A 17,071-nucleotide genomic window follows, 5' to 3' on the forward strand; every position below is an offset into this window, starting at 1 on the left:
GTTATTCCCTCGCCAGTGCGACAACAGGGTCGAGCCGCGCCGCATTGCGTGCCGGCAGGTAACCAAACAGGATCCCGATGAGTGACGAGCAGCCAAAGGCCATCAGGATGGAGAAGAGCGAGAACTGCATCTTGATGGAGTCCACCAGCAGTGAAAAGAGCGCGCCAATACCGAGCGAGAGGCCGACGCCGAAGATCCCCCCCAGCAGGCTCACCATCACAGCCTCAATCAGAAACTGCTGCAGGATATCCGACTGGCGGGCGCCCACGGCCATGCGAATGCCGATCTCGCGGGTACGCTCCACCACCGACACCAGCATGATGTTCATCACGCCCACCCCACCGACGATCAGCGAGATCACCGCGATGGCCGAGACCATCAAGGTCATGGTTGCCGTGGTTTTCTCCACCGATTTGATGATGCTGTCGCTGCTAAAGGTGAAGAAATCCTTCACCCCGTGGCGCTTGGTGATCAGCTCGATCACCGCCTGCTCGGCCAGTGCCGGTTGTACCCCGTCTTTGACCCGGATGGTGATCTGGCTGAAGTGGTGCTGCGAGATGAGGCGACTCATCACCGCGCTGTAGGGCAGCCAGATATTGACCGACTGGCTGGTGGGGCCAAAGCCGGTCTCCTGCGAGACCACTCCGACAATACGCACCGGCAGGGTGCCGACCAGCACTACCTTGCCGACCGGATCATCCTTGCCAAGCAGGCTGGTGATGCTCTTCTTGTCTACCACGGCGACGGCGGCACGCTGCTGGATATCTTGCCACTCCAGTAAGCGACCACTGACCAACGTCATCCCCTTCACCTTGAAATAGTCGTTACCGACTCCGGTCACGTTGCCGCTGTTGGTCTTGTTGCGATAGCGCAACTGGCCGGAGCTGCCAATCTCTGGGCTGGCGCCCGCGAGATAGGGTTGCCCCAGCAAGGCATCGAGATCCCCCTTGTTGAGGGTCTGGATGCTGGCCATCTTCTCATCGCCCCACCCCTTGCCCGGGAAGATTTCGATGGTGTTGGTGCCCATTGCATTGATCTGGTCGATCACCTTGGCGCGCGCCCCCTGACCAAGGGCGACCACGCTCACCACGGCGGCGATGCCGATGATGATGCCAAGCATGGTGAGGAAGGTGCGCATCCGGTGGGCGAGCATGGCATGCATCGCCATCCGTCCTGCTTCCCGATAGCGATCCCAGTCGTGGCCAATGGCGCCTTTATTGGGCACTATTTTTTGAGGGTCTATGGTGGTGGTTGGGGCCAACGCGGCCGTTTGGCACGGGCCGCTATCTTGTTCAATCCGACCATCCTTGAGGGTGATGATCCGGTCGGCATGGCTGGCCACGTTCATATCGTGGGTGACCAGAATGATAGTGTGGCCCTGGGCGTGCAGCTCCTTGAGGATCGCCATCACCTCCTTGCCGCTCTGACTATCCAGTGCGCCGGTCGGTTCATCGGCGAGGATCACTTCGCCGCCATTGGCCAGCGCCCGGGCGATGCTGACCCGCTGCTGCTGACCGCCGGAGAGCTGGCCCGGTGTATGGTGACTGCGATCGGCCAGCCCCAGTCTGCCCAGCAGCTGACGCGCACGTGCCTGGCGATCCGGGCGACTGGTGCCGGCATAGACGGCGGGGATCTCCACGTTGGCGGCGGCATCGAGGTGGGGCAGCAGGTGGTAGCGCTGAAAGATAAAGCCGAAGTGGTGGCAGCGTAGTCGGGCCAGCGCCAACGCATCCATGGTGGCGGTGTCCTGACCGCGAAACAGATACTGGCCGCTGCTCGGGCTATCCAGACAACCCAGCAGGTTCATCAGGGTCGACTTGCCGGAGCCGGACGCGCCGACAATGGCGATCATCTCTCCTGCCGAGATGGTGAGATCAAGAGGGTGGAGCACGGTGACTTCGCTGTCGCCGCTCTGGTAGCGTCGCTCGACCCCTTTCAGCTGGATCAACGGCAGCTGGTTCAGGGGCTCACTCATAGCATCACCGCCATCTCATCATTGTCGGCGGGGGCACTGTGATTGAGCTGCACCTCCTCCTTCTCACTCAGCCCGCTGATCACCTCAATGCGGATCTCGTCCTTCATACCAGTCTTGATATGGCGGGTTTCGGTTGTTTCATCGTCCTTAATCACGGTGACTTCATACTCGTTGTCACCCAGCGACTTGCCGAGGGCGGTTTGCGGCACAGTGAGCACCTGCTTGCGCTCGCCGAGCACAATGGTCACCTGGGTGGTCATTGCGACCCGCAGGGTATGGTCGGGATTGGGTACATCGAACAGGGCGTAGTAGTAGACAGCCGCATTGCTGGTGGTGGTACCTGTGGTGGCCTGATCGTTGATGTTGGTAGGCGCTAACTCCACGGCGCGAAGCGTACCCTGATAGCGGGTATCCGGATCGCCGATCAGGGTGAAATAGACCGGCATGCCGGCTTTGACCTTGGTGACATCAGCTTCGGAGATCTGCGCCTTGACCGTCATGGTCTCGAGGTTGGCCAGCTTGAGCACGGTCGGCACCGTCTGGCTGGCAGCAAGGGTCTGGCCCTGACGGGTCACAATGCTGATGACGGTGCCATCCATCGGTGCCAGGATCTTGGTGTAGCCCAGCTCGGTTTTGGCCCGCTCCACCTTGATGATGGCGTTGTCGATGTTGGCCTGACTGTTTTGCAGTTCGGCGCGGGTGACCGCCAGCAGTGCCTCGGCACTCTCCAGATCGGCCCGTGAGCTCGCCTCCTGCTTGAACATCTGCTGCTGGCGCCGCCAGGCGAGCTCGTTCTGTTTGAGTTGAGCCTGCTTGATCTTGAGCTGGGCGCGGTTGCTGGCAAGCTCCGCCTCGGCCGTCTTGAGGTTGTTCTGGGCAATCAGGGGATCGATCTCGGCCAGCAGGTCTCCCTGTTTGACCTGATCACCGGCCTCGACCGCCAGCTTGGTAACCTGACCGGAGACCTGAGCCCCCACATCCACCTGCTCCACGGCCTGAAGCACGCCACTGGCCAGTACGGTCTGGGCAATATCCTCGCGGGTCACTTGAGCGGTCAGCATCGCCTTGGGGGGTTGACTGGGCCAGATTAGCCAGCCGAGGAGCACCACGGCGATCAGCATGGTGATGGCCAGGGTTCTCTGCTTGGGGGTTATGTTCATCGATCACCTGAATGGAAACTGAAAAGATTGTGCGCGGCGATTATCCTGCAGCAAAGCCCTGATAAATAACAGCCGCAAATATGTAAGCAAAGTTATGGCGTTAACTGTCAATAAGCCGTGAAAGGAGTAAGCGAGAGACTGCAGTGGTGAGCAAGATGGTCAGCAAGAGGGGGGAGTGCGACTGGCGGTTGCGATGAAAAAGCCCTGCGCAGTGGCAGGGCTTGGGAATAGGTAATGACGAGTGAGGATCAGGCCTTGGCCAGCAGATCCATCACCCAGGGCAGACCCTGCTTCTTGCGGCTGACAAAGCCCGGGTGGTAGCTGGACTCGGCCGGTACTTTGGCGTGCTCGGTAAAGTAGATACGGCTGGCTGCGGCTGTCAGGTCAGTCACCATCAGCACGAAGAAGTCGAGCCCTTCGCTTTCAACACGGTGTGCCATCTCTTGCTGCAGAGTTTCGATCTGGTCGGCAAGCTGTTGTTCGCTGCCCACTTCGATCTGGCTCATGATGAAGTTCAGACCTTCGGCCTGGAATGCTTTCTCATCCTGCTGCAGCAACTGCGCAGGAGTGAGACCGCTCAGGTCGGTTTTTGCCATCAGCAGCTGTTGACCAAACTCGGCCAGCGATACTTCGGCCAGCGGTGCCAGACGCTCACAAGCGATCTTGTCCTGCTCGGTGGTGGTCGGCGAGGTGAGACAGAGGGTGTCGCTCATGATGGCACCCAGCATCAGGCGAGCCTGGCTGCGGGTCACAGTGCCTTGCTGGCTCAGCAGATCGAAGGCGATGGTGCAGGTGCAACCGACGGCCCGGATCCAGGCATCCAGCGGGGACTGGGTGACCAGAGTGCCGAGACGGTGGTGATCCACCAGGCCCAGTACATTGGCTTGTGCCAGTGTGGCAGGGCCCTGTTCCAGATCACTGAAATCCACCAGCCAGACATCTTCACCGGTCAGATCTTTGGTCAGCAACTCGGGTTCGCTGACGCCTGCCTGCTCCAGAATAAAACGGGTTTCGGTGCGCAGGTCACCCAGACGCCATGGGGTGGCCTGATGACCCTGGCCATTGAGCCAGTCGGTGATAATCAGCGCACTGCAGATACTGTCGCTATCAGGATTCTTGTGACCAAAAACGTGGATCATAGACAAAGCCTCACAATTGGATACCCATAAAGGGGGGCAACACTATGCGAAATCCGCTACATGAAGGCAACCGGATCCACGCCCATGTTGCTGCCAGCTTCGCCTAACTCGCCATTTTATTGATCTGGGTCGGTAATCCTGACGCGAGTTCAGTTATCACAGTTGGCTATTGGCTATTGGCTATTGGCTATTGGCTATTGGCTATTGGCTATTGGCTATTGGCTATTGGCTATTGGCTATTGCTGACTGTGCAGGCTATGGCACTCGTCCATGCCTGCGCAGTCAGCATGTCTGGTCAGCGCTATCAGTCGCCATCACTGCAAATGGGCTTTATTGCCTGATTCAGCGACGCAGCAGCTCACGGGCGTTGGCCAGGGTGTTGTCGGTGATCTGGTCGCCACCGAGCAGGCGTGCCAGCTCGTTGAGACGGGCGGCCTCATCAAGAGCACTCATTTGGGTTTCGGTGGTTTTGCCATCGGTATGCTTGCTCACCACCATATGCTGGTGGCCGTTGCCTGCCACCTGAGGCAAGTGAGTGACCACCATCACCTGGGTGGACTCGCCGAGCTGGCGCAGCAGGCGACCCACCACGGCGGCAGTCGGGCCGCTAATCCCCACATCCACTTCGTCGAAAATCAGGGTCGGGGTGGAGATCTTGCGGGCGCTGATCACCACGATGGCGAGGCTGATACGCGACAGTTCGCCACCCGAAGCCACCTTGCCAAGGGGCTGGATGGGCTGCCCCGGGTTGGTGGTAACCATAAATTCCACCCGATCTATACCCAGCGGAGAGAGGCTGCTCTGGGCATCGGGACGCACCTCGATGGCAAAGCGGCCATCGGGCATCGCCAGTTCGTGCATGCTGCTGGTTACCTTGGCGCCCAACTCCTGGGCATAGCGCTGACGACTCTGACTCAGGGCTTCGGCGGCCTGGACAAAAGCCTGACGAGCCTCGGCCAGCTCATCTTCCATCCCCTCTAACCGCTCCTCATCGGAGTTGAGGCGGGCGAGATCAGAGGCCAGCTCCTGGTGGTGCTGAGCCAGATCCGCCGGTTTGACATGGTGCTTGCGTGCCAGATTGATCGACCTGGAGAGGCGGGCTTCCAGCTCGTTGAAGCGCTCGGGATCAAGCTCCAGCCGATCGAGGTAGCTGCGCAGTTCGCTGTGGCTCTCCTGCACCCCGATCAGGGCTTCGTTCAGCATCTCCAGTACCGGAGTGAGGCGGCTGTCCATGCTGACCAGCCCCTCGGCTCTATCTACTGCTGATTGCAGCAGGCCGGCAATGGTGGTCTCTTCGTTGTCATAGAGCAGATCGAGGCAAGCCCCACACTCCTGCATCAACTCGGTACCGTTGGCGAGACGCTGGTGCTCCTCTTCTATCTCCTCAAACTCCCCCGGTTGCAGGGCAAATTCGTCCAGCTCCTGCACCTGATACTCGATAAGCTGGCGACGGGCTTCCCGCTGCTGCTGCTCGGCCTTGAGCCGGTTCAGCTCGTTTTGCAGTTGGCGCCATTGCTGATAGTGCTGGCGCACCTCGTCGAGCAGCAGATGGTGGCCGGCATAGCCGTCGAGCAGGGAGAGCTGGTAGTCGGGTTTGAGCAGCATCTGGTGGGCATGCTGACCGTGCACGTTGACCAGCAGCTGGCCCAGACTCTTGAGCTGGGTGAGGGGGACGGGCACGCCATTGATATAGCTGCGCGAACGCCCCTCGGCAGAGATGACTCGCCGCACGATACACTCACCTTCGTTTTCCAGCTCGTTGGTGGCGAGCCAGGCGCGGGCAGCCGGGTTGTTGTCCAGCAGGAAGCGGGCGCTGACCTCGCTTTTGTCGCTATCGGGTCGCACCATGCCGGCTTCGGCCCGCTCTCCGAGGCAGAGACCGAGAGCGTCGATGGCGATGGATTTACCGGCACCGGTCTCACCTGTGATGCAGGTCATCCCCGGTTGCAGATCGAGTTCGAGAAACTTGACGATGGCGAAGTTGTTGACGGTCAGCTGGGTCAGCATGGTCTCATCCTGTATAGGTCAACATTACTGTGTATGTATCCAGTATATACTGGTTTTATATACAGTAAAGAGGGCTCCGTTATTTTTAACAAAGGAAAGCCGCGCCAGTGCGGTATAGCTATGAGAATGCTGTGCTGACTATTGGAGCGCGGTACTGATAGGAGAGTGCAGGGGACGTTGCCACAAAAGAAAAGAGAAGGGCGCCAATTCAGGCACCCTCTGTGGCAATGCCGTTGTCGGTCAAAGCTGATTAGAACAGCTTGCTGCCCCAGCCGAGCTTGTTGCGCAGCACGTGGAAGTAGCTGTAGTCGAGGGGATGCACCAGATGAAGCTGATGGTGGCTCTTCTTGATGAGGATCTCGTCCCCCGGGTGGACCGCCAGGGTCACCTGACCGTCACAGCTCACCTGCATGGCATCGTCCTGATTATCCGGCGAGACCAGCAGCCGTACTTCGCTGTCGGCATCGAGTACGATGGGGCGACTGCTCAGGGTATGCGGGAACATGGGCACCAGCGTGATAGCGTTGAGCTTGGGGGTGAGGATGGCGCCACCTGCCGACAGGGAGTAGGCGGTTGAGCCGGTCGGTGTGGCGACGATGATGCCGTCCGAGCGCTGGCTATACATAAAGCTGCCATCGATATAGACCTCGAACTCGATCATATGGGCGATCTTGCCCGGGTGTAGTACCGCCTCGTTGACCGCCAGATTGCTCGATTTGCGCTCGCCGTGGCGATAGACCGAGGCCTCCAGCAGGAAGCGGTGTTCGCTCTTGTAGTGGCCGGAGAGCACCTGCTCCAGTGGCAATAGATAATCTTGCGGCGAGAGGTCGGTCAGAAAGCCGAGGTTACCCCGGTTGACCCCGATCACCGCCACATCAAAGCGCGACAGCACCCGTGCCGCCCCCAGCATGTTGCCGTCACCGCCCACCACGATGGCGAGATCGGCCTGCTGGCCCAGTTGCACCAGATCCATCACGTTTTCATCGAGGATGCTCAGGGTCTGGGCGACCCGGCTCTCCACCAGTACCCGAAAGCCGCGGGCGGTCAGGTATTGATGCAGGCCGGTCAGCGTCTGGTTGGCCCCCTCATGGTGGGGTTTGCCAATCAGGGCGATGGTTTTGAACGGAGAATCCATAGTCTGTCGGGTCTGGGATGAGTATTGCGGGCCAGTATACAGTGCTTTGCTCCGCTTGTGACGCTCTCCCGTGTCACGGGGGCAGCTATCCCCTTGAGTCAGCTGGCTAAAGGGTGAGCGGCAACGCCAAGAAACAGCTGCTTGCGGCAGAGCATCCACCCTGATTGGCCTTTTACCCCTTGAAAGCCGGGGATGCATCCCCATAATAGCGCCAACATAGTCGGTCTGTGGTCGTCCGGTCGCTCAACCAGACGTCAGGGCCCTCATAAGTAACCCCGGAATTGGAGATGTCATGAACCACGAAGAGCAAAAGGTTGAAGCGATGGAGCAAGTGGAAGCCCAGCCAGTCGAGCCGACCGATGTAGACAGTGAAGTGACAGCTGAGCAAGCCCGCATTGCCGAACTGGAAGCGCAGCTTGAGACCGCCCTCCAGAAGGCGTCGGAAGAGCGTGAACGCGCTCTGCGCACCGCTGCTGAAATGGAGAATCTGCGTCGTCGTACCGAGCTGGACGTGGAGAAGGCGCACAAGTTCGCTTTGGAGAAGTTCGCTGCCGAGTTGCTGCCGGTGCTGGACAACATGGAGCGTGCCATTGAGCTCGCCGACAAGGAGAATGAGGCGCTCAAGCCGATGATCGAAGGCGTCGAGCTGACGCTGAAATCCATGCAGAGCGGTGTGGCCAAGTTCGGTCTGGTTGCGCTGGATCCGGCCAACCAGCCGTTTGACCCGAATGCCCATCAGGCGATGAGCATGGTGCCGAGTGCAGATGTGGCGCCAAACACCGTGATCGCCGTGATGCAGAAAGGTTATGAGCTGAACGGTCGCGTGATCCGTCCGGCCATGGTCATGGTATCCAAGGCCGCCGACTGAGTCGGCACTTGATGCCCAGGCCCGCCGCTTGGCGGGCTTTTTGTTTCGCAGTGCAACACCTGTTCATCTTGCACGGTTTCACGGCTCAACGTGATCGCGCAACCATGACAAAGGGTGTGGTTTTTTTAGGTTGGGGCTTGAAGCTGCGTCTGGCGACCCCATATAGGTAGCAAGGCCGCGGCGGCACAAAAAATTTGATGCCGGGAGCTTGAAAGCCAGATTGGCAGCCCCCACCTAGCCGTTAACGCATTAAGGCGAGTTCCTCGCCAGTTTATTCAAAGTATTTGGAGATTCGTCAAATGGGTAAAATCATCGGTATTGACCTGGGTACTACCAACTCCTGCGTCGCTATTCTGGATGGCGACACTGCTCGCGTGATCGAGAACGCAGAAGGCGATCGTACTACTCCGTCCATCATTGCCTATGCCGATGATGGCGAAATCCTGGTTGGTCAGCCGGCCAAGCGTCAGGCAATCACCAACCCGAAAAACACCCTGTTCGCCATCAAGCGTCTGATCGGTCGTCGTTTTGAAGATGAAGAAGTGCAGCGTGACCTGAAAATCATGCCGTACGCCATTGCCAAAGCTGACAACGGTGACGCCTGGGTTGAAGTGAAGGGCAAGAAAATGGCACCGCCGCAGATCTCTGCCGAAGTGCTGAAAAAGATGAAGAAGACCGCCGAAGACTACCTGGGTGAGCCGGTCACCGAAGCCGTTATCACTGTTCCGGCCTACTTCAACGACGCCCAGCGTCAGGCTACCAAGGATGCCGGTCGCATCGCTGGTCTGGATGTAAAACGCATCATCAACGAACCGACTGCAGCTGCTTTCGCCTATGGCGTAAACAAGGTCAAGGGCGAGCGCAAGGTTGCCGTATATGACCTGGGTGGTGGTACTTTCGATATCTCCATCATCGAGATCGACGAAGTGGAAGGTGAAACCACCTTCGAAGTACTGGCGACCAACGGTAACACCCACCTGGGTGGTGAAGACTTTGACAACCGCGTCATCAACTATCTGGTAGACGAGTTCAAGCGTGAGCAGGGTATCGACCTGCGCAACGACCAGCTGGCTCTGCAGCGTCTGAAAGATGCCGCCGAGAAGGCCAAGATCGAGCTCTCTTCTGCCCAGCAGACCGACGTCAACCTGCCGTACATCACTGCAGATGCCACCGGTCCGAAGCACATGAACATCAAGGTGACCCGCGCCAAGCTGGAATCCTTGGTAGAAGACATGGTGAAAGATTCTCTGGAGCCGGTTCGTGTCGCCCTGAAAGACTCCGGTCTGGCAGTTGGCGAGATCGACGACGTGATTCTGGTTGGTGGTCAGACCCGTATGCCACTGGTTCAGAAGACCGTTGCCGAGTTCTTTGGCAAAGAGCCGCGTAAAGACGTCAACCCGGACGAAGCCGTGGCCATGGGTGCTGCCATCCAGGGGGCCGTACTGTCCGGTGACAAGACCGACGTACTGCTGCTGGACGTTACCCCGCTCTCTCTGGGTATCGAAACCATGGGCAGCGTGATGACTGCGTTGATCGAGAAGAACACCACCATCCCGACCAAGAAGTCCCAGGTGTTCTCCACTGCCGAAGACAACCAGTCTGCCGTGACCATTCACGTGCTGCAGGGTGAGCGCAAGCGCGCCAGCGACAACAAGTCTCTGGGCCAGTTCAACCTGGAAGGCATCCGTCCGGCTCCGCGTGGTCTGCCGCAGATCGAAGTGACCTTCGACATCGATGCCAACGGTATCCTGCACGTCTCTGCGAAGGACAAAGAGACCAACAAAGAGCAGAAGATCACCATCCAGGCCTCCTCTGGCCTGTCTGATGAGGAGATCGAACGTATGGTACGCGAAGCCGAAGCCAACGCGGCCGAGGACAAGAAGTTTGAAGAGCTGGTACAGGCTCGCAACCAGGCTGATGGTCTGGTCCACTCCGTACGCAAGCAGATCACCGAAGCCGGTGAAGCCCTGTCTGCCGACGACAAGACCAAGATCGAAGCCGCTCTGAGCGAGCTGGAAACCGCCATCAAGGGTGACGACAAGGCTGCTATCGAAGCCAAACAGCAGGCTCTGCTGGAAGCGTCCCAGAAGCTGATGGAGATTGCCCAGCAGCAGGCTCAGGCCCAGGGTGCAGCCGGTGCTGATGCCGGTCAGTCCTCCTCTTCTGCCAAGGCTGACGACGACGTTGTCGACGCCGAGTTCGAAGAAGTGAAAGACGACAAGAAGTAAGCCCGACCCAGATGGGTGAAGCAGGCTTCGCTCATCGGCTTAGTCAATGAATTTACGGGCGTTGGGTGACCAACGCCCGTCTGCGTAACCACAGGATGAGTATGTCGAAGCGCGATTTCTACGAAGTGCTCGGGGTGTCAAAAGGTGCCGACGAGCGCGAGATCAAGAAGGCGTACAAGCGTCTGGCCATGAAGTATCACCCTGACCGCAATCAGGGCGATGCCAGTGCCGAAGAGAAGTTCAAAGAGGTCAAAGAGGCCTACGAGGTGCTGACTGATGCCAACCTGCGCGCCCGCTACGATCAGTACGGTCATGCCGGTGTGGATCCGAGTCAGGGTGGCGGTGGCCACGGTGGTTTCGGTGGTGGTGCCGACTTTGGTGATATCTTCGGCGATGTGTTCGGTGATATTTTCGGTGGCAGCCGTGGCGGTGGTCGTCGTGGCCCGGCCCGTGGTGCTGACCTGCGCTACACCATGGAGCTGACGCTGGAAGAGGCGGTACGCGGGGTCTCCAAGGAGATCAAGGTGCCGACTCTGGTTCACTGTGAGGTCTGTAACGGCTCCGGCGCCCACACCGGCAGCAGTGCCCAGACCTGCCCGACTTGCCACGGCTCCGGCCAGGTGCAGATGCGTCAGGGCTTCTTCGCGGTGCAGCAGGCCTGTCCGCACTGTCACGGCCGCGGCAAGATCATCAAGGATCCGTGCCGCAAGTGTCACGGTGAAGGTCGCTACCAGCGTACCAAGACCCTGTCGGTGAAAATCCCGGCGGGCGTCGATACCGGCGATCGCATCCGTCTCTCCGGCGAAGGGGAAGCGGGGGAAGCGGGGGCACCGGCAGGGGATCTGTACGTACAGGTGCACGTCAAAGAGCACGAGATCTTCGTGCGTGACGGCAACAACCTCTATTGCGAAGTGCCCATCAGCTTCACCGCAGCGGCTCTGGGTGGCGAGATTGAAGTACCGACCCTGGATGGCCGCGTCAAGCTCAAGGTCACTCCGGAGACCCAGACCGGCAAGATGTTCCGCATGCGCGGCAAGGGCGTGAAGTCAGTACGCTCCGGTCAGGTAGGGGATCTGATGTGCAAGGTGGTGATCGAGACGCCGGTCAACCTCACCGAGCAGCAGAAAGAGCTGCTGCGTCAGCTGGACGAGTCGTTCAGCGGCGCCGCTGCCAAGACCCACAAGCCGAAATCGGAAGGTTTCTTCGAAGGGGTGAAACGCTTCTTCGACGATCTGACCAAGTGATTGCATAGACCCGTATCGATATAAAGAGAGAGGGAGGCGTGATGCCTCCCTCTCTTTTATCTTGAGCTATTGGAGATTGCGGTGGTTTGGCTGCCCCCATCTGCTGTGCGCTGTCAGGCTGCAACCAATGAACCACCGAGGAAGGCATAGGCGAAGCCAAAATAGATCAACACGCCCAGCAGGTCCATGATCGAGGTCAGCATGGGAGAGCTGAGGGTTGCCGGATCAGTTCCCATCTTCCGTGCGGCAAACGGCAGGACCAGGCCAAGCAAGCTGCCAACAATAGTCACTGTCATGGCAGAGAGGCTGACAATCAGAACGATGTCCCAGCCGATGCTCTTGCTCCAGAATGCCATCACCCCTTCCAGCAGTGCGACCCCCAGCCCCAGAGCCATTGCGACGGGCAGATCGCGCCGCAGCACGAAAAAGAAGTCACGCATGCTCAGCTTGATCTGACCCATGCCCATTGCCCGGATCACCAAGGTGGCCGACTGGCTGCCCGAGTTGCCCCCCATGTCGATGATAGGGGCAATAAAGGCGGCGAGGATCAGCACTTCGCTGATGAGTTCTTCCTGGGCTGCCACCAGATTGCTGGTCAGTATGCCGAACACGGTCAAGACCGCCAGCCAGAAGAATCGTGCACTGAACATGTTAAAGGTGCTGGATGCGCGCAGATCCAGCTCGGGGCCTCCCAGCGCAGCCGTACCACCGAAACGGGCAATCCGGTTGGCATCTTCCTCTTCGGCGACATCCATTGCATCATCCACGGTCACCATGCCAAGCAACTGCTGATCCTGATTCAATACGGGAAGGGCCAGCAGGTTGTAACGGGCGATCATCTCCGCGGCTTCGCCTTTGGGGGCATCGGCCTGAATACTCACCAGCTCGCGCTGCATAATGGCCGAGATGGGGGTTTTGCTGTCGGCGAGAAACAGTTCGCGCAGGGAGACAACTCCGATGAGGCGGCGCATTTCATCCACGACATACAGGGTATAAATACTCTCCCTGTCGGCAGCAGTGCTGCGCAGCCGTTGCAGACCCTCTCCGACTGTGATGTCAGCCGTCAGGCTGGCACAATCCGAGCTCATGATGGAGCCGACGAGGTTTTCCGGGTAAGAGGCCAGCCGTTGTGTATCCTCGCGCTCTTCGTCTGTCATCGCATCGAGCAGGGTCTGGCGCAAGGCAGAGGGCAGACGATTGTAGAGATCGGCTCTGTCATCGGGGGAGAGGCGGGTACACAGCTCCTCCAGTTGGGGTTTGGCCATGGAACGTACCAGACTGGCCTGAATATCGCTGGGCAGATGGCGGAAAATACGTGCTGCACGCAACGCAGGGACCAGGTTTAGAAAGGTATGAATATGTTTATCTGTCAGGCGGTTTATCGCTTGTGCCAGATCGACCTCATGAATATTCAGGCTGAGGCTCTGGATCCCCATACGATCCTTGTTTTGCAGCAGTACATAGAGTTGTTGGTGAATATCTTGGTATTGCATTTATATATCCTTTAATACATCAGCCTGGAAAATGGCAAATAAAATCCTGACTGACATCACATCAGCAAAAATAAATAAGGAAATAACACCCGAGAATTAACCCGGGCTAGTGGCCGATACCGGCTCCAGGGTCAGGGTCCATGACTCACCTCCTGATTGATGTAAAAAATCGTCATATGTTTACCCGTTATCGATCGCGAATGGGGGATGAACAGGTGTTGCACTTGGCACAAGTAAATGAAGGTGGAGCGGATCGCGGGACGGTCGTCGCCCGGCTAGCAGCTGTTGCCATCTCCCATGCCATCTTGTCAGAAAGCCTTGTGGCTACTGACCTGCAGTGATAGAGGTTCGCCATCTGTGATGCACACCGGAGGCGAAACAACATGGGGTGATGGGATAACAGTAGTAATGACATGGTGGCCCTGATATCAGGAGAAGAACCATGCAGGCATCATGACGTCATCTTGCGTCTGGCATTGGATGGCGTAAGTAACAGACATCGAGTGAATACAGGGAAGGGGTGCACCTGGGTGCAAATAAACCGCTCTCCGCATAGCGCGAGATAGCGGCAGAACAATCTGCGGGATCTCGCGACTCAGGTATTGGCTGATGAGCTCAGCAACCTACTGTCATCTGATGAATTGCCCACTGATGGTCTCCGCTATTAATCAATGCGGCGATGCTACTGGAATGGTTCTTATTGGTAAATAATTAATCCAGCGCCAGAAACATTTAGAAACATCTTTATTGATATTTTCATAATTTGACGGTGGTTATGCCGAATATTCAGCCATATCGCAGACATGCTCAGTATTATTTACGTCATTTCACAGTGGACCCTGATGGTGCACTGCGGGTGTCAATCTTCAACACCAGGATGATGCATTAGGGAATGTCGGTCCCCGGCAGACCTACTGCCAGCACCATGACCAGATTGCCGGTGAGGTGCACTCCTTCTATTCACATAGTCGCTGCTCGCAGAATCGGGATCCGCCTTATTGAGTGGATCCTGATGAGGGATCCTCCTCACAACTCCCGCCAATTCCTGCTGTACAAATGTTATCCCGCTCACACTGCTGCTGAAACGGTTTAGTTGTTGTATTGAGTTGGCTAAAGCGGTTTAGCTATGCTCCGTCTGTCGATAACAACAGCGCCCGTCCGGGCCACAGATGACAGGTGAGGAAGATGATGATGTTCAAGAGCAAGTTGGCGCTGGCGGTAGCGCTGGGATTGGGGATGAGCAGCCCGCTGTGGGCGGCGGATGGCGGTATCGAGGCCCGTCTGGCGGCGCTGGAGGCGCGGGTACAGGCGGCTGAAGCCAGAGCCGAGGCGGCAGAGAGCCGTGCCAGTCAGGCGGAAGTGAAGGCGAGCGCGGCGAGTGAGCAGGCGCAGGTGGCCGACAACCGCAGCCAGAAGGTGGATGAGAAGACCACCGGTGCCCAGGGCTTCGAGTTTCACGGCTATGCCCGCTCGGGCCTGTTGGTAAACAGCAAGGGCAACGGCGGGCGCGGTGGCCCCTACATCACCCCGGCAGGATCCGTGGGCGGGGCTGTCGGTCGCCTTGGCAACGAGGATGACACCTACATGGAGGCCAACCTGCTGAAAACCCAGACCTTCGAGGATGGCAGCTGGGCCCGCTACAAGCTGATGCTGGCGGACGGGGTGGAGACTAGCAACGACTGGACCGCCAGCGATTCGAGCCTCAATACCCGTCAGGTGTTTGCCGAGATCGGCAATCTGGCGAGCTTCGACGGCCCCTTCAAGAATGCGGTGCTGTGGGCGGGCAAGCGCTTTGATCGGGACAACTTTGACATCCACTGGCTCGATTCCGACGTGGTGTTCCTGGCCGGTACCGGCGGCGGCGTCTACGACGTGCAACTGGCCGATAGCTGGAAGGCCAACTTCTCCCTCTATGGCCGCGATTACGGCGACATCAGCGCCAGCGGTCTTTCCGATATCGAGAGCTACATCCTCACCATGAACAACCGCGTCGGTAACTGGCAGTGGATGGTGAACGGCCTCTCGGCCAAGGACAATGACGCCCGCATTAATGACAAGGGGGCGGGCAGCGAGGCGGCGGACAAGGGGGCACACACCCTGCTGGCCTATCACGGCGAGAGCTTCTTTGGCCTCAACCCCGGTTTTGCCAAGGCGGCGGTGCTGTATGGTCATGGGCTGGGGGCCGAGGTCAAGGGGCTGGGCTCTGACAGCGAGCTGTTGCCGGACGCCGATGCGGTGCGGGTCGCCGTGTTTGGCGCTACCGATCTCAACTCGCGCTGGCGTTTTGCCCCGGCCCTGCTGGCCGAGCAGAGTCAGGATCGCTACGTGAAAGGGGATGAGTACCGCTGGCTTACCTTCAATACCCGGGTGGCGCAGGTGCTGAGCCAGAACGTCGAGCTGGTCTACGAGGCGGCCTGGCAGTACATGGATCTCGATCCCAAGGGTTACAAGGGACGCCAGGCGGTGAACGGCGACTTCACCAAGCTCACCTTCGCCCCCACCTTCAAGGCGCAGACCGCCGGTTTCTTCGAGCGGCCCGAACTGAGGGTGTTCGCCAGCTGGATGGACTGGTCCTCCGAGCTCGACAACTACGCCAGCGACGATGCCATGGGCCAGAGCAACTTCACCGCCGGTGGCGAGTGGAACTTTGGCGTGCAGATGGAAACCTGGTTCTAGTTCGTTATCCCGATCACAAAAATGGCAGCCGGTGCCGAGATCTGTTGGTTGGCTAAAACGGTTTAGCTGATAATGCCAGCCAACAGAACAGAGTTCGGGTTTGACCGTGGATCCGATGCAGCAGTGGAGTAGCAAGGTGACGAATCGTGTGTGGGTAATGGGGGATGCGGTGGTGGACTTGATCCCGGAAGGGGCGTTGCACTACCTCAAGTGTCCGGGTGGTGCGCCCGCCAATGTGGCGGTTGGTGTGGCACGGCTGGGTGGCGATGCGGCCTTTATCGGCCGGGTCGGTGCTGACCCATTCGGCCACTTTATGGCCGACACCCTGAGCGGGGAGGGGGTGGATATTGGTGCGCTGCGGCTCGATCCAGACCATCGCACCTCTACCGTGCTGGTAGAACTTGATGACGAGGGGGAGCGCAGCTTCACCTTTATGGTGCGCCCCAGTGCCGACCAGTTCCTCACTCCGGATGAGTTGCCCCGCTTCGATGCCGGTCAGTGGCTGCTCACCTGCTCCATCGCGCTTGCCAACGAACCGGTGCGCACCAGCTGCCTGCAGGCCATGGCGGCCATCAAGGCGGCAGGCGGGCGGGTCTGCTTCGACCCCAACCTGCGTCCCGAGGTGTGGGGCAACCCCGCCGAGATGCTGCCGCTGGTGCGTCAGGCAATTGCGCAAGCGGATGTGGTCAAGCTCTCCATTGAGGAGCTGCAACTGCTGAGTGGCGAGGATGAACTGGTCGCCGGGCTTGCAACTCTCTCTGGCCCGGCGCTGGTGCTGGTGACCCGGGGCGCGGCCGGGGTGGTGGCGCGTCTGGGTGGCGAGCTGTTGGAGTGGGTGGGGCAGAAAGTGACCCCGCTCGACACCACGGGGGCGGGGGATGCCTTCGTCGCCGGTCTGCTGGCGGCGCTGGCCGGGCGCTCGTCGCTGCCGACGCTGGCCGAGCTACCCGTCATTCTGGCTCAGGCTCACGGCTGCGGGGCGCTCGCCACCACCGCCAAGGGGGCCATGACGGCGCTGCCGACACGCTCCGAACTGGATGCCTTTTTGCGATCAGACGCAAGCGGCTGTTGAGCTGAGGCTAGAAGCCCGGCTCGACAGCCCCTACTCTCATGTGACAAGGGCCCGCCAGCGTGGCGGGTCATAAG

At 59.0% G+C, this 17,071-nt stretch carries 12 protein-coding genes; 6 read left to right on the forward strand and 6 right to left on the reverse strand.

Annotated features, from left to right (window positions below):
- Nucleotide 1: 1 nt before the first annotated feature.
- From G5171_RS17130 to nadK, 5 genes are all read right to left on the reverse strand, one after another.
- A complete protein-coding gene (locus G5171_RS17130; RefSeq protein ID WP_421244592.1) occupies nucleotides 2-1,975 on the reverse strand; it encodes a MacB family efflux pump subunit in 1,974 nt (657 codons plus the stop codon).
- Complete coding sequence (gene macA / locus G5171_RS17135; protein WP_421244593.1) at nucleotides 1,972-3,135, reverse strand: macrolide transporter subunit MacA; 1,164 nt, start codon at nucleotides 3,133-3,135, stop codon at nucleotides 1,972-1,974. Before macA ends, G5171_RS17130 begins: the two co-directional genes overlap by 4 nt.
- Before the next feature lie 248 nt (nucleotides 3,136-3,383).
- Nucleotides 3,384-4,274, reverse strand: coding sequence for a manganese-dependent inorganic pyrophosphatase (locus G5171_RS17140; RefSeq protein WP_421260477.1), 891 nt, complete (start codon nucleotides 4,272-4,274; stop codon nucleotides 3,384-3,386).
- 342 nt (nucleotides 4,275-4,616) lie between these two features.
- The gene (gene recN / locus G5171_RS17145) at nucleotides 4,617-6,281 is read right to left on the reverse strand and encodes a DNA repair protein RecN (protein WP_421260478.1); all 1,665 of its coding nucleotides are present in this window, start codon (nucleotides 6,279-6,281) and stop codon (nucleotides 4,617-4,619) included.
- A gap of 250 nt (nucleotides 6,282-6,531) precedes the next feature.
- Complete coding sequence (gene nadK, locus G5171_RS17150; RefSeq protein WP_005338038.1) at nucleotides 6,532-7,416, reverse strand: NAD(+) kinase; 885 nt, start codon at nucleotides 7,414-7,416, stop codon at nucleotides 6,532-6,534.
- Between the two features lie 292 nt (nucleotides 7,417-7,708).
- Here nadK and grpE point away from each other — a divergent pair, with 292 nt between their 5' ends.
- The 3 genes from grpE (at nucleotide 7,709) to dnaJ (ending at nucleotide 11,756) form a co-directional block, all read left to right on the forward strand.
- Nucleotides 7,709-8,284: a nucleotide exchange factor GrpE gene (gene grpE / locus G5171_RS17155; RefSeq protein ID WP_005344280.1), complete on the forward strand. Its 576-nt coding sequence runs from the start codon at nucleotides 7,709-7,711 to the stop codon at nucleotides 8,282-8,284.
- A gap of 299 nt (nucleotides 8,285-8,583) precedes the next feature.
- On the forward strand, nucleotides 8,584-10,512 hold the full coding sequence (gene dnaK / locus G5171_RS17160; RefSeq protein WP_421260479.1) for a molecular chaperone DnaK: 1,929 nt from the start codon (nucleotides 8,584-8,586) through the stop codon (nucleotides 10,510-10,512).
- Nucleotides 10,513-10,613: 101 nt separating this feature from the next.
- Nucleotides 10,614-11,756: a molecular chaperone DnaJ gene (gene dnaJ, locus G5171_RS17165; RefSeq protein ID WP_216979159.1), complete on the forward strand. Its 1,143-nt coding sequence runs from the start codon at nucleotides 10,614-10,616 to the stop codon at nucleotides 11,754-11,756.
- A gap of 113 nt (nucleotides 11,757-11,869) precedes the next feature.
- On the opposite strand, the gene mgtE is transcribed toward dnaJ, so the two are convergent.
- A complete protein-coding gene (mgtE, locus tag G5171_RS17170; protein ID WP_421260480.1) occupies nucleotides 11,870-13,249 on the reverse strand; it encodes a magnesium transporter in 1,380 nt (459 codons plus the stop codon).
- Between the two features lie 140 nt (nucleotides 13,250-13,389).
- Between mgtE and G5171_RS17175 the strand changes: the two genes are divergently transcribed.
- From G5171_RS17175 to G5171_RS17185, 3 genes are all read left to right on the forward strand, one after another.
- Entirely contained in the window at nucleotides 13,390-13,590 is a 201-nt protein-coding gene (locus G5171_RS17175) for a hypothetical protein (RefSeq protein WP_421244597.1), read from the forward strand.
- An 844-nt stretch (nucleotides 13,591-14,434) separates the two neighbouring features.
- Nucleotides 14,435-15,925 carry a carbohydrate porin gene (locus G5171_RS17180; RefSeq protein WP_421260481.1) on the forward strand — a complete coding sequence of 497 codons (1,491 nt, stop codon included), beginning with the start codon at nucleotides 14,435-14,437 and terminating at the stop codon, nucleotides 15,923-15,925.
- Between the two features lie 115 nt (nucleotides 15,926-16,040).
- A complete protein-coding gene (locus tag G5171_RS17185) occupies nucleotides 16,041-16,997 on the forward strand; it encodes an aminoimidazole riboside kinase (RefSeq protein ID WP_421251133.1) in 957 nt (318 codons plus the stop codon).
- The last annotated feature ends 74 nt before the right edge of the window (nucleotides 16,998-17,071 follow it).

The organism is Aeromonas sp. 600774, from assembly GCF_049175075.1.
Classification (GTDB): domain Bacteria; phylum Pseudomonadota; class Gammaproteobacteria; order Enterobacterales; family Aeromonadaceae; genus Aeromonas; species Aeromonas veronii_A.